Origin of the sequence: Sphingomonas sp. UYEF23 (assembly GCF_040546165.1) — a bacterium.
In the GTDB taxonomy this organism is placed as follows: Bacteria; Pseudomonadota; Alphaproteobacteria; order Sphingomonadales; family Sphingomonadaceae; genus Sphingomonas; species Sphingomonas glacialis.
In genome coordinates this window covers 95097-108476 of sequence record NZ_JBEPNG010000006.1, presented here as the reverse complement: position 1 = coordinate 108476, position 13380 = coordinate 95097, and the positions used below count along the sequence as shown (strand labels likewise).

Annotated in this window: 14 protein-coding genes and 1 tRNA gene; 6 read left to right on the top strand and 9 right to left on the bottom strand. The window is 64.7% G+C overall.

Annotated elements, in window-relative coordinates; translation table 11 throughout:
* Nucleotides 1-68: 68 nt before the first annotated feature.
* Together ABIB28_RS12470 and ABIB28_RS12465 are read right to left on the bottom strand one after the other, a co-directional pair.
* Nucleotides 69-878 (bottom strand): undecaprenyl-diphosphate phosphatase, encoded by an 810-nt coding sequence (locus ABIB28_RS12470; RefSeq protein ID WP_189676101.1) that lies wholly within the window; start codon nucleotides 876-878, stop codon nucleotides 69-71.
* 24 nt (nucleotides 879-902) lie between these two features.
* On the bottom strand, nucleotides 903-1853 hold the full coding sequence (locus tag ABIB28_RS12465; protein WP_354288418.1) for a complex I NDUFA9 subunit family protein: 951 nt from the start codon (nucleotides 1851-1853) through the stop codon (nucleotides 903-905).
* A 109-nt stretch (nucleotides 1854-1962) separates the two neighbouring features.
* Between ABIB28_RS12465 and ABIB28_RS12460 the strand changes: the two genes are divergently transcribed.
* The 6 genes from ABIB28_RS12460 to ABIB28_RS12435 all read left to right on the top strand — a co-directional run bounded on the left by ABIB28_RS12460 (nucleotide 1963) and on the right by ABIB28_RS12435 (nucleotide 7855).
* Nucleotides 1963-2049: transfer RNA gene (locus tag ABIB28_RS12460), tRNA-Leu, on the top strand.
* A gap of 139 nt (nucleotides 2050-2188) precedes the next feature.
* Entirely contained in the window at nucleotides 2189-3172 is a 984-nt protein-coding gene (locus tag ABIB28_RS12455; protein WP_354288417.1) for a DNA/RNA non-specific endonuclease, read from the top strand.
* On the top strand, nucleotides 3162-3584 hold the full coding sequence (locus tag ABIB28_RS12450; RefSeq protein WP_354288416.1) for a hypothetical protein: 423 nt from the start codon (nucleotides 3162-3164) through the stop codon (nucleotides 3582-3584). The genes ABIB28_RS12455 and ABIB28_RS12450 overlap by 11 nt, the downstream gene beginning before the upstream one ends.
* A 364-nt stretch (nucleotides 3585-3948) precedes the next feature.
* Entirely contained in the window at nucleotides 3949-4695 is a 747-nt protein-coding gene (gene otsB, locus ABIB28_RS12445; RefSeq protein ID WP_354288415.1) for a trehalose-phosphatase, read from the top strand.
* A complete protein-coding gene (locus tag ABIB28_RS12440) occupies nucleotides 4692-6473 on the top strand; it encodes a glycoside hydrolase family 15 protein (RefSeq protein WP_354288414.1) in 1782 nt (593 codons plus the stop codon). Before otsB ends, ABIB28_RS12440 begins: the two co-directional genes overlap by 4 nt.
* Nucleotides 6470-7855 carry an alpha,alpha-trehalose-phosphate synthase (UDP-forming) gene (locus ABIB28_RS12435; protein WP_354288412.1) on the top strand — a complete coding sequence of 462 codons (1386 nt, stop codon included), beginning with the start codon at nucleotides 6470-6472 and terminating at the stop codon, nucleotides 7853-7855. Before ABIB28_RS12440 ends, ABIB28_RS12435 begins: the two co-directional genes overlap by 4 nt.
* Nucleotides 7856-8107: 252 nt before the next feature.
* On the opposite strand, the gene arsH is transcribed toward ABIB28_RS12435, so the two are convergent.
* The 7 genes from arsH to ABIB28_RS12400 all read right to left on the bottom strand — a co-directional run bounded on the left by arsH (nucleotide 8108) and on the right by ABIB28_RS12400 (nucleotide 13220).
* On the bottom strand, nucleotides 8108-8806 hold the full coding sequence (gene arsH / locus ABIB28_RS12430) for an arsenical resistance protein ArsH (protein WP_354288411.1): 699 nt from the start codon (nucleotides 8804-8806) through the stop codon (nucleotides 8108-8110).
* A complete protein-coding gene (locus ABIB28_RS12425; RefSeq protein ID WP_354288410.1) occupies nucleotides 8806-10092 on the bottom strand; it encodes an arsenic transporter in 1287 nt (428 codons plus the stop codon). Before ABIB28_RS12425 ends, arsH begins: the two co-directional genes overlap by 1 nt.
* The gene (gene arsC / locus ABIB28_RS12420; protein WP_354288526.1) at nucleotides 10092-10520 is read right to left on the bottom strand and encodes an arsenate reductase (glutaredoxin); all 429 of its coding nucleotides are present in this window, start codon (nucleotides 10518-10520) and stop codon (nucleotides 10092-10094) included. The genes ABIB28_RS12425 and arsC overlap by 1 nt, the downstream gene beginning before the upstream one ends.
* A 59-nt stretch (nucleotides 10521-10579) precedes the next feature.
* Nucleotides 10580-10933, bottom strand: coding sequence for an ArsR/SmtB family transcription factor (locus ABIB28_RS12415; protein ID WP_354288409.1), 354 nt, complete (start codon nucleotides 10931-10933; stop codon nucleotides 10580-10582).
* A gap of 94 nt (nucleotides 10934-11027) precedes the next feature.
* Nucleotides 11028-11426, bottom strand: coding sequence for a cupredoxin domain-containing protein (locus tag ABIB28_RS12410; protein WP_354288408.1), 399 nt, complete (start codon nucleotides 11424-11426; stop codon nucleotides 11028-11030).
* A gap of 203 nt (nucleotides 11427-11629) precedes the next feature.
* Complete coding sequence (locus ABIB28_RS12405) at nucleotides 11630-11812, bottom strand: CsbD family protein (RefSeq protein ID WP_133190700.1); 183 nt, start codon at nucleotides 11810-11812, stop codon at nucleotides 11630-11632.
* A 103-nt stretch (nucleotides 11813-11915) separates the two neighbouring features.
* Nucleotides 11916-13220 carry an NRAMP family divalent metal transporter gene (locus tag ABIB28_RS12400; RefSeq protein ID WP_354288407.1) on the bottom strand — a complete coding sequence of 435 codons (1305 nt, stop codon included), beginning with the start codon at nucleotides 13218-13220 and terminating at the stop codon, nucleotides 11916-11918.
* Nucleotides 13221-13380 lie beyond the last annotated feature (160 nt).

The window sequence follows — 13380 nt, the reverse complement described above, 5'->3', positions numbered from 1 at the left end:
TTAAATCGTGACGCCGGGAATGCAACGAGTTTCAGCGTTGTTCGCAGCCTAAATATGGCCGAAACGGACTAAATAGTCATAAGCCACACGAAAGCCGCGGTTCCGGCAATAATGCGGTACCAAGCAAACGGCACGAAGCCATAGCGTGTCACGACACCGACAAACCACTTCACGACCAGCAGCGCGACGATGAACGCGACGACGAAGCCGAGGCCGATCGCGCCAAGCCCGACGCCTTGCCCGCTCAGCAATTCGTGCCGGTTCTTGACGAGTTCGAGCGTGGTCGCGCCGAGCATCGTCGGGATTGCGAGGAAGAAGCTGAACTCGGCAGCGGTGCGCCGCTCGACCCCGAGCGCGAGCGCACCGAGGATCGTCGCGCCCGAACGGCTGACGCCCGGCACCATCGCCAGGCATTGCAGGCAGCCGATCCCGACGACCTTGCCGAGCGGAATGTCCGCGACGCCGACGATGTCGCTTTTGGGGGCGAGCCGCTCGACCGCGATGATCGCGATCCCGCCGACGACGAGCGCGATCGACACGACCACCGCATTGCCGAGCAGCGCTTCGATCTGCTTGTGGATCGCAAGCCCGAGGATCGCGGCGGGAATGAAGGCGACGAGGATGTTGCGCACGAAGCGCAGCGACACCGGATCGCGCCGCGCCAGACCCATCGCGACCGCGAGGAAGGTCCGCCAGTACAGCACGACGATCGCGAGGATCGCGCCCAGCTGGATGACGATGTTGAACACTTGCCAGCGCGCCGCGTCATAGCCGAGCAGCTTGGTCGCGAGGATCAGGTGGCCGGTCGACGACACCGGCAGGAATTCGGTCACCCCCTCGACGATGCCGAGCAGGATGATGCTGATGATGTCGCCCACGAAATTCCCCCTAATAGGCGGCGCTTATGCCGCCGCCGGCACCGCGAAGCGTCCGCCCTTGCGGTAGCGCACCAGCCAGCCCGGCGCGACCGCGTCGAGCGGCGTCGGCGTGATGCCGAGCAGCTCTAGTCCGTTGGTCGCCGAAACCACATTGTCGTTTGCCAACATCTTCCACTGATCCTGCGTGATCGGTGCACCCGGGAGGAAGCCGGCCGCAGCGATCGCTGCGCCGATCGCATCGGGCAGCTCGACGATTTTCGGCGTGCGGTTGGTCGCCTTGGCGATCCAGCGCACCAGCGCCCCCATCGACAGCACGTCGGGCCCGCCGAGCTCGAGCGTCTTGCCGGCGGCGAGCTCGGGATGGCTCAGCGCCGCGATCACGGCGTCGGCGACGTCACCGACATAGACCGGCTGGAACTTGGTGCCGGCGCGCAGCACGGGCACGACATGGACGAGCGGCATCGACGCCGCCGTCGCGACCATCGCGGCGAAGCGGTTGATGAACTGGTCCTCGCGCCCGAACACGATCGACGGGCGCAGGATCGTGGCGGTCGGGAAGGCGGCGTGGACGGCGGCCTCGCCTTCGCCCTTCGAGCGGCCATAGGCCGAGGCGGAGTGCGGATCGGCCCCGATCGCCGAGACGTGGACGAGCGATGCGACCCCCGCGGCGGCAGCGGCCTCGGCGACGATCCGCGCACCCTCGACTTGGATCTTCTGGAAGTCACCGCTCAGGATGCCGACGAGATTGACCACCGCGTCGGAGCCCGCGACCGCGCGGCGGATCGAATCGGGCTTGGAAATGTCGGCGACGGCGAATTGCGTCTGACCCAAGCCACCGAGTGGCTTGAGAAAAAACGCCTGACGCGGATCGCGCTGCGCGATTCGCACGCGCGCACCGCTTGCGAGCAGCGCCTGTGCGACATAGCGGCCGAGAAACCCTCCGCCGCCGATCAGCGTAACCAGTGTATTCTTCATCGCGTGCGCCTTGTGCCTGCCATTCGCTTGGGGTGGTCAGCCCTTGCCCCAGCACGCAGTGTGTTGACAAGGCCGACTCGCCTCCCCTAAGGCCCGCGACCTACCCAGTGCCCGGATGGCGGAATTGGTAGACGCACCAGCTTCAGGTGCTGGCGCTCGCAAGGGCGTGGAGGTTCGAGTCCTCTTCCGGGCACCATTTTCTGCGGAATCGAACATCGTGCAAAACAAAGTCGGGCAATGGCCTAGGCTTTGCCTCGTTGATCGCCGCGATGGTCGATTGACTTGTAGGAAAATGTTGCTCAAATGTTCTCGCCGCACGAGACAGCGAGGGCGGCATGGTTCCCATAACCGATAACGAACGGCGACGCGCTTTTTCGATCTGGCTGCGGACCGGCAGATTGCCGAGCGTGGCTATCGCGGACGGCGTCGAACTCAAATTCAATCCTTGGCATGATCCCGCGGACGGTCAGTTCACCTTTGCTGGGTCGGGGCGTACCTATGGCCAAAGCGGGGGTGGCGGCTTTCGCAGCAGCGGGGGATCGGGCGGCGGCGCGTCGTCTCGCGAAGATTGGTCGCGCGAAGCTCGTTCGACGAACAATCGACAGCGGCCACGCTCGGGCCCGACACCCACAGCACAGGCGTCCGGCCCGTCCCCTCGTCCGGCTCCGAACACGAACACGCAACGACCGATTTCCAATAATGGCTGGGGTGGTGGGGGCTTTACGCTAGGCGGTGGTGGCAGCTTCGGCGGTGCGGGGGCGTCGGGCGATTGGGGCGCCGATCCGTCAAAGCAGCGGACGGTGTCTAGAGAACCTGCAACTGCCAGAGAGCGGCAAGCATCGGCGCCGCTGACAACGACCGCCCGGCGCTTCAGCGCCGCAAGGCCGCTCCATCGGGAAGTCCGCAATGGGTACGAATACCAGATCGACGACGCAGGACAAACTCATAGGGTTTCAGGCACCCTCAAATTCGGCGACAAGCAAGTGCGATCGAGGACCGCACAAGCGCAGGCGGGAGGTCCCGATCGGCGGGCGACTGATGATGGCGGCCATTATATCGCTGCTCGGTTCGCAGGGCCGACCGACGCTTTCAACCATTTCGCGCAGGATGCGAGCTTCAATCGCGGCCGCTATCGAGCGCTCGAAGACCAATGGGCAAGAGCGAAGCGAGCCGGGAAGAATGTCACGGTAACGATCGTGCCAAGCTACACTGATGTTTCAAAGCGCCCAACAGTGATCGACATCTCATTTACGATCAACGGTCACAAACAAAGTGTGAAACTTGCGAACGAACCAAGGGGTAAGCGTCATGGCAAATGATGATACGGATCGCCTCCTCAACGAAATCGGTCAGCTTCTGGCGAAAGATACGGTGTATCCGCTCGACGGTACCTTGCTCTATGCCCAAGTCGATTCCAATTACGTCGCGCCCTCGATTTTCAAAGATCAAGGGAACAGCATCGCATATCTGGATCCCGACCTAGGCCAACTCGGCGATGCGCTCCTTGACCTGTGGGAGGCCGAGAAGGCGAACAGCCGCTGGGCGGAAATCGAGTATCTTGTGCAAGGCAACACATTCGCGGTGACCTATACCTATGCCGGCGAGATCGACCCGAACGAGGACACTCTCGACCGGCGTGATCGCATCGTGAAACGGTATTTCGGGGACAAGCCGGTTATATATCCGCCTTTATCCACCGAGGATGACGGGATCCCGAGCTACGATCTCTAGTCACCCGGACTGCGGCAAAGGGGGGGCGCTAGACCGAAATTCTCCAATAATTCGAGTGCCCAGCTTCGCCCCCTCTGGGGCGCCATTCGTTCTTCGCAGGACATCCGACAACCATTGACAAAACCGCAGATTTTTGCCAGCTTGTCCTGTGTGGTGTCGGATGCTGTCCGAGCAGATTTCGGTCGATCTTAGCTCAATATGGGCCATGGCCCGAACCATCGGTGGCCCGGCTGAAAGATTGCCCGGCGGGCCATCCCGACGCGGTTGACTGGATGTCTTCGATCGAACCCGATCATATCGGGATGTGCAGGCGGCCCTCACATAAGGGGCGCGAGCGCGGGATTTGTGATCTAACGCAGGCGCGATGACAAAGCCTTTGCCACGACCGTCCGCTGCCCTGTTGCGGAACGCTTCGCTGTTCCTCGATTTCGACGGAACGCTCGTCGCGCTTGCCGCGCGCCCCGATCTGGTCGCGGTCGATGCGCGGCTTGCGGCGTTGATCGCGCGGTTGACGGAACAGCTCGATGGCCGCGTCGCCGTGATCAGCGGGCGCTCGGTCGATGGCATCGCCGCGCTCTTCGGGAGCCTGCCGCTCACGATCGCCGGGAGCCATGGCACGGAGGTGCGCTGGCGCGACGGAACGGTATCCGTACCGGAACGACCGGCTGCTCTCGATCGTATTCATGCCATCATGACAGAATTAGCACACGCAACGCCGGGCCTGTTGGTCGAGACGAAGACGCTGGGCGAGGCGCTGCACTATCGCGGCGCCCCCCATATGGAAGCCGCGGCACACGCGCTCGCCGGGACGCTTGCGGACGAGACGGGGCTGCACTTGCAGACCGGCAAGATGATGGTCGAACTGCGCGTCGGTGGGGCCGACAAGGGAAGCGCGCTGCGCCAGTTGATGCAGCGGGCGCCGATGGCGGGGCATCGCCCGGTCTTCCTCGGCGACGACGATACCGACGAACCGGCTATGGCCGCTGCTTCTGCGCTCGGGGGTGCGGGCATCCTCGTGGGCGATCCGCGCCCGAGCAGCGCACTCTACGGTCTGCACGATGTCGCCGACACGCTCGCCTGGCTCGAAACCGCGTGCGAGCAGGCGGCATGAGCTCGGTCGATCTGTGGCCGATCGGCAATTGCCAGGTCAGCGCGCTCGTCGATCGTGCGGGTCAGTTCGTGTGGGGCTGCGTCCCGCGGATCGACGGCGATCCGGTCTTCTCGTCGCTGCTCGGCGGCGAGACGCCGCAAGCCGGCTTCTGGGCGATCGAGATCGAAGACAGCGTCCAGGTCGAGCAGCACTATGTCCGCAACACGCCGATCCTGGTGACCCGCCATACCGACGCGACCGGCAACGCGATCGACGTGATCGATTTCTGCCCGCGCTTCGAACGCCAGGGGCGCAGCTATCGTCCGGTGTCCTATGCGCGGATCGTGCGGCCGGTGACCGGCAGCCCGCGCATCCGCGTGCGGTTGCGTCCGACCTGCGGTTGGGGCGGGTCCTGCGGCGAGCAGACCGGCGGGTCGAACCACATCCGCTTCCTGATGCCCGGCATGGCGCTGCGTCTGACGACGACCGCGCCGGTCGGGATGGTCGAGGAAGAGCGCGCGTTCCGCGTCGAGCGGCCACTGCATTTCTTCCTCGGGCCCGACGAGGGGTTTGCGGGCGATCTGGCCGCGACGCTCGACACGATGCTCGCCGACACCAGGCGCTACTGGCAGGAATGGGTGCGCGGCCTCGCCATTCCGCTCGAATGGCAGGATGTCGTGATCCGTTCGGCGATCACGCTGAAGCTGTGTCAGCATGAGGAAACCGGCGCGATCGTCGCGGCGATGACGACCTCGATCCCCGAACATGCCGGATCGCAGCGCAACTGGGATTACCGCTACTGCTGGGTGCGCGACGCCTATTATACCGTCCAGGCGCTCAACCGCCTCGGTGCGCTCGACGTGCTCGAAAGCTATCTCGGCTACCTGCGCAACATCGTCGATGACGCCGCTGGCGGGCACATCCAGCCGCTGTACGGCGTGCTGGGCGAGGCGCGGCTCGAGGAGCGGATCGAACCGGCGCTGGCGGGGTATCGCGGCATGGGGCCGGTTCGCGTCGGCAACCAGGCCTATGAGCAAATCCAGCACGATGCTTACGGCCAGATCGTGTTGTGCGCGGTGCACGCCTTCTTCGATACGCGCTTGTTCCGCATGGCGGGCCTCGAGGATTTCGAATCGCTCGAGCGCGTGGGCGAGCGCGCCTGGCTCAATTACGACGCGCCCGATGCTGGTCTGTGGGAGCTGCGCACGCGCAAGAGCGTCCACACCTATTCGTCGGCGATGTGCTGGGCGGCGTGCGACCGGCTCGCCAATGCCGCGCTGGCGCTCGGCCTGACCGATCGCGCGACCTTCTGGCAGGAGCGCGCCGACACGATCCGTGCGCGGATCGAGACGGCGGCGTGGCGGCCCGAGACCAAGCGCATGTCGGCGACCTTTGCGGGCGACGATCTCGACGCGAGCGTGCTGCAATTGCTCGACCTGCGTTTCCTGTCGCCCGACGATCTCCGCTTCCTCGATACGCTGACGGCGGTCGAAGCGGGGCTGCGCCGTGGATCGTTCATGCTGCGCTACGCGATCGAGGACGATTTCGGCCTGCCCGAGACCGCGTTCAACGTCTGCACCTTCTGGCTGATCGAGGCGCTGCACTTCACCGGGCGCAGTGCCGACGCGCGCGCGCTGTTCGAGGAGATGCTCGCCCGGCGCACCGCGGCGGGGCTGCTGTCGGAGGACATAGAGCCCGAGACCGGCGAATTGTGGGGCAATTACCCGCAGACCTATTCGCTGGTCGGCATGATCAATTGCGCCGTCCTGCTCAGCAAGCCGTGGAGCGCGATCCGATGAGCCGGCTGATCGTCATCTCGAACCGCGTGTCGGCCCCCAAGGGATCGCAGTCCGGCGCTCAGGGTGGGCTGGCGGTCGCGCTCGCGTCGGCGCTGCGCGAGCATGACGGCCTGTGGTTCGGCTGGTCGGGCGAACGGATCGATACGTTCACTGGCGAGATCGACTATCAGGTCAATCAGGGTGTCACGACTGCCACGATGGACCTGGAGGACCAGGACATCGACGAATATTATAACGGCTACGCCAACCGGACGCTGTGGCCGCTATTCCACTACCGCGTCGATCTGGCCGAATATGAGCGTGATTTCGCGGGCGGTTACCAGCGGGTCAACGCGCGCTTTGCCGACATGGTCGCGCCGCTGCTCGAGGCCGACGACGTCGTGTGGATCCAGGATTACCATTTGTTCCCGCTCGGCGACGAACTGCGCCAGCGCGGCTGCGGCAATCGGCTCGGTTTCTTCCTGCACATTCCCTGGCCGCCGCGTCGGCTGCTGTCGATCCTGCCCGAAGCGGCGGAATTGGTGCGACGGATGTTCGCCTATGACGTGATCGGCTTCCACACCGCCGAATGGCTCGAGTCGTTTCTCGACTTCGTCCGTCTTGAGCTCGGCGGGGTCATCGGCGCTGACGGGATCGTGACGCTCGGCGACCGCAGCGTGCGCGCCTTGGTGTGCCCGATCGGGATCGACACGCCCGAATTCGTCGAGCTCGCAGCGGGTGTGCCGGCGCGGCTGGCGTACCGGAAGATGCGCGACAGCGCCGATGGCCGCGACATGATCGTCGGGGTCGACCGGCTCGATTATTCGAAGGGGCTGGAGGAGCGCTTCCTCGGCTACGAACGGTTCCTGGTCGAGCATCCCGAAGAGCGCAAGGAAGTGTTTCTCCTGCAGATCGCGCCGCCGTCGCGTGGCGCGGTTGGCAGCTATCAGCGGATTCGCGACACGCTGCAGGGCCTGTCGGGGCGGATCAACGGTGCCTATGCCGATGTCGATTGGGTGCCGATCCGCTACGTCAACCAGGGCTATGGCCGCGATACGTTGGCCGGCATCTATCGGGCGGCCAAGATCGGGCTGGTCACGCCGCTGCGCGACGGGATGAACCTGGTGGCGAAGGAATATGTCGCCGCGCAGGATCCCGAGGATCCCGGCGTCCTGATCCTGTCGCGCTTCGCCGGGGCGGCCGCCCAGTTGACCGAGGCGATCCTGATCAACCCGTATAGCGCCGAGGAAGTGTCCGACGCGATCCTGAAGGCCATGCGAATGGATCGCGCGGAGCGCATCCGTCGTTGGCGCGCGTGCATGGATTCGATTGAATCGCAGGACATCAATTGGTGGCGGCAGACGTTTCTCGACGCGCTCATGCTGCCGCGAGCAGGCGCCTAGGGTGTTGCGCCGACTGTACAGCGATCCTCCGATCCGATCGGATTGACCGCAGACCCCGGCTAACCGGAGCGTTGGTTTTAACCCGGCGTGACAAGGCGCGGGGTCGTGGGATCGGGATCTCCTCGCTCGGCAGGCGCAGCGGCGCCTCGACGGACCGCTCCGACTGCACCAGATTGCGGCCGAGCGCAGGGGCGATCGGCAGATCGATGATGCCCGACAAGCCGCCGGCCTGGTCGGTCGGCGCGATCGAGCCTAGCTCCGCCCAGCATCCTTTCGCTCGGAATAGCGGTCGACGAGTTGCGCGGTATGGGGTCGCAGCACGATCGTGAAGCGGACCAGCTCCTCCATCACGTCGACGATCCGATCATAGTAAGCCGACGGCTTCATGCGGCCCGTTTCGTCGAACTCCTGATACGCCTTTGCAACGCTCGACTGGTTCGGGATCGTGAACATCCGCATCCAGCGCCCGAGGAGGCGTAGCGTGTTGACGCTGTTGAACGACTGCGACCCGGCCGATACCTGCATGACCGCGAGCGTGCGTCCTTGCGTCGGGCGCATCCCACCCATGGCGAGCGGGAGGTGGTCGATCTGCGTCTTCATGATGCCGGTGACTTGTCCGTGCCGCTCCGGGCTGCACCACACATGTCCTTCGGACCATAGCGACAGTGCGCGCAATTCGTGCACCGCGGGATGGTCGTCGCCTGCCACCTGATCGGGCAGCGGCAAGGTCGAGGGATCGAAGATCCGCGTTTGCGCACCGAAGAACTCGAGCAGCCGCGCGGCTTCCTCGACGCACAGGCGCGAGAACGAGCGTTCGCGAAGCGACCCGTAGAGCAGCAGGATTCGCGGGGCGGGATCATCCGGTCCAAGGCCGATCGCCGGACGCCGCTGGGCGTAGCGCGGATCGAGCGCGGGGAGATGGGTTGGATCGGGCAGCGAGCGCAGCGGCATCAGCGAAGGCTGAGCCGTAGCGCCAACGCCGCGAGCGTCACCAGCAGGATCGGGATAGTCAGCGTCACGCCGACGCGGAAGTAATAGCCCCAGCCGATCTTCACGTCCTTCTGCGCGAGGACGTGGAGCCACAGCAGCGTCGCCAGCGAGCCGATCGGCGTGATCTTTGGCCCGAGATCGCAGCCGATGACATTGGCGTAGATCATTGCATCCTTGATCGCGCCGGTGGCGTGGGTCGCATCGATCGAGAGCGATCCGACGAGCACGGTCGGCATGTTGTTCATGATCGATGACAACAGCGCTGCGATCATGCCGGTGCCGAACGCCGCGCCCCATACGCCGCCGTGTGCCGCGTAATCGAGCGCGACCGCCAGATGATCGGTCAGGCCCGCATTCTTGAGGCCGTAGACGACCAGATACATGCCGAGCGAAAAGATCACGACCTGCCACGGCGCCCCGCGGACGACCTTGCGGGTTTCGATCACAGAACCACGCGCGGCGATGACGATCAACACCAGCGCCCCCACCGCGGCGGTCGCGCTGACCGGGACGCCCAGTGGTTCCAGCAGGAAAAACCCGGCAAGCAGCAGCGCCAACACCACCCATCCGGCACGGAACGTCGCGCGGTCGCGGATCGCTTCGCGGGGCACGCGAAGCTGCGTCACGTCGTAATTCGAGGGGATGTCGCGGCCGAAGAACAGGAGAAGCGCCGCCAGCGTCGCCGCTATAGCCGCCAAATCGACCGGCACCATGACGAGCGCATAGTGCGCAAAGCCGAGCTTGAAGAAGTCGGCCGAAACGATGTTGACGAGGTTCGAAACGACGAGCGGCAAGCTGGCCGTGTCGGCGATGAAGCCCGCCGCCATCACGAACGCCAGCGTTGCCTTGGTGCCATAGCCGAGCGCCCGCAGCATCGCGATCACGATCGGGGTCAGGATCAACGCCGCGCCGTCATTGGCGAACAGCGAGGACACTGCCGCCCCCAGCAGCACGACGAGCGCGAACAGCCGCTTGCCGTTCCCGCCACCCCAGCGCGCGACGTGGAGCGCCGCCCATTCGAAAAAGCCTGCTTCGTCGAGGATGAGGCTGATCAGAATGATCGCGACGAACGCGCCGGTCGCGTTCCACACGATCCCCCACACCACCGGCACGTCCGCCAGCGTGATCGCGCCGGCCAGCAGCGCGACGAGCGCACCGGCCATCGCACTCCACCCGATCCCGAGCCCCCTGGGCTGCCAGATGACCAGCGTGAGCGTCGCGAGGAAAATCAGCACGGCGATCGTCATCAGACGATCCGCGCGCCATCCGCGTCGATGACCGCCTCGCCATCTTCCTTGGTGAACGCCCCGATATGCGTTGCGGGCAACAGGTCGAGGACGATTTCGGACGGACGGCACAGCTTCACGCCGAGCGGCGAGACGACGATTGGGCGATTGATCAGGATCGGATGCGCGATCATCGCATCGAGCAGGGCATCATCGCTCAGCGTTTCGTCGTCCAAGCCCAGGTCGGCGTAGGGAGTGCCTTTTTCGCGCAACAGGTCGCGCGGGCTTAGGCCCGCCCGGTCGATCAAGCGGCCGAGCAACGCCCGCGACGGCGGCGTCTTGAGATATTCGACGACGTGGGGCTCGATCCCGGCATTGCGGATCATCGCCAGCGTATTGCGCGACGTTCCACAGGCGGGATTGTGATAGATGATGATATCGGCGGTCATGCCAGGCGCGCGCGCGTCGGGCGTCGCGTCTTCGGCCACGCTGGTATCGATACGGTCGCTCATGCGGTGCCTTCTTTGACGCAGCGGCCACGCAGCACCATGTCGCCCATGCGCGCGCAGATTTTCGGATTGCCATCGCAACAATCCTCCAGGAGATATTCGAGCAGGTTGGCCATGTTCTCGTATCGTGCCGAGTAGATCAGCGACCGGCCATCGCGGCGGTTCTCGACCAGATCGGCATTGGTCAGGATGGTGAGGTTGGACGATAGGGTATTGGGCGGGACGTCGAGCCGCCGCGCAATCTCGCCGGCCGCGATCCCCTCATGCCCAGCCTGTACCAGCATCCGAAAGACGGCAAGCCGACTCGGATGGGCAAGCGCCGAGAGCGCTGTGACAGCGTTTTTTAGTTCCATTGTTCGACTATAGCCGAAATATCGTATTGTGCAATGAAAAGCGCTGACCTGTGTCGGGCCGACCCCGACACAGGATCCGTCGTTCGTGCGATCGTTATTGGATGCGGAACGCGCCGGTATACGCGTTGTCGGCATCGCCCAGCGTCGTGCTGCTGAACTGGAACATCCCGCCCCGGCGCGTCAGCGGAGCCTGGAAGCGGATCGTGGCGCGTTCGCCCGCTGCAAGCACGATTTGCCCGTCGCGCACGACACCACGGTCTTCGCTTCTCAGGCGCGCCGCGGCGAAAAAGGCCTTCTGCGTGAGGTTGTGGCCCTTGTCCGATCGGTTCGCGATATGCAGCACGTACGAGCCGCCGCGGCGCAAAGCGATATTGCGGGGGACAAAGCCATGATCGGTCATCGTGATCGTCACTGGCTGCACCGAGCGCGAAGCGGGGGTTTGCGCGAGGGCAGGGGTGGCCAGGGCAACCTTGGCAAGCAGGACGGTTTTCATTGCGGTGTCTCCGTGTCGCATTCGCAGGTGCAAATGACGGAGGGCGTGGATCGTTCCGCGCGCCGTCGGCTGTCGCGGTGTTCGGACGTTTGGGTGGGGTTGCCCGTTTTAGAGCGTTCAAGCACCGCCCGAAAATTGACGCAGGTCGTATCGAAAAAGGCCGCCGCGTCTCCGCGGCGGCCCCTGACAAGATCAGCGTTTGTTTAGATCTTGTCGCCGAGTGCGCCCTTGACGCTGCCCTTGACGTCCTGCGCGGTGCCCTTGAGCTGCTGCGCTTCGCCTTCGGCGACCAGCTTCTCATTGTCGGTCGCCTTGCCGATCGCTTCCTTGACGTTGCCGGCGATCTTGTTGCCTGCGGCGTTCAGCTTGTCGGTGAGTTCGCCCATGATTTTTCTCCATGACACCGCCGGGACCGCCTGCCGGCCCGGTCGTTTCGCGAACAGAACAGGCAAAGGCGACGTCGGTTCCGTGGTCGGCCGCGATCGTGCGTTATGCGTCGAATGTCGCGAACATGCCGATCGCCGCCAACGCCATCGTCGCGGTCGCCAGCCAGCCGATGATCGACAGCATCCGCGGCAGGCGGAAGGCGCCCATCGCCTTTGGATTGTGCGCCAGAAGCATCATCATGATCATCACGGGAACGGCGACGACGCCATTGATGACCGCGCTCCAGAACAGCGCCTTGATCGGGTCGATCGGCGTGAAGTTGAGCGCTCCGCCCACCAGCGTCGCGGCGGCGATCATTCCGTAGAAGCGCTTGGCCCGGCCCGGTTTGCGGGTGAGGCCGACATGCCATCCAAAGACTTCGCCCAGCGCATATGCCGATGATCCGGCGAGCACCGGCAGCGCCAGCAATCCCGTCCCGATGATGCCAAGCGCGAAGATCAGGAAGGCGAAGCGCCCGGCGATCGGTTGCAGCGCCTGCGCTGCCTGCGCCGAGGTCTGGATGTCGGTGACGCCGTGCGCGTGCAGCGTGGCGGCGGTCGTCAGGATGATGAACAGCGCGACGACGTTCGAGAAGCCCATGCCGACGATCGTGTCCCAGCGAATCCGGCGCAATTCGGACGGGGCCTGTTCGGGCGCGCGAATGAGCGGCTTGGCGCCGGCGCGTTCCTTGACGTCCTCGGCTTCTTCCTCCGCCTGCCAGAAAAACAGATAGGGGCTGATCGTCGTGCCGAGGATCGCGACGACCACGGTCAGATAGGCGGCGTTGAAGGTAATATCCGGGATGACCAGCGCATGCGCGACGATGCCCCACGGCAGCTTCACGATGAATGCGACGCCGACATAGGCGAACAGCGATACGGTCAGCCATTTGAGCACCGAGACATAGCGCGCGTAGCGCACGAAGATCTCGAGCAGTGCGGATGCCACGGCGAACAGGGCGACATAGAGGAGTTGCGGCCCGCCGATCAGCAGCTGCAACGCCGCCGCCATCGCGCCGAGATCGGCACCGAGATTGATCGTATTGGCCACGACCAGTAGCGCGACGATCGCGTGGAGCAAGGGCGCCGGATAGTGTCGTTTGAGGTTGCCGGCGATCCCGCGGCCGGTGATCCGCCCGATCCGTGCGCTGATCTCCTGGATCGCGCACATCAGCGGCCAGCTGGACAGCATGATCCATCCGAGGGTGTAGCCGAACTGCGCGCCTGCTTGCGAATAGGTCGCGATGCCGCTCGGATCGTCGTCTGACGCACCGGTAATGAGGCCGGGGCCGAGCACATCGCGGAGCCTGGGGCGCTGGGGCTGTTTGACCGCGTCGGGTGGATTGGGCGATGCTGCCAGATCGGTCACGTATGCAGTCGCCTTGGTACGGCCGAAGGCCGGTTGCCGGACGCGTACTCCCGAAATGCGCTTTCTCCATAGCGTGTTCGATGCGCTACTCAACGCACGTTACACGGTTCCGACTGTGGGCGCGCCGCACCGACTTCGCTCGACGCCGTCGACGCCGTCG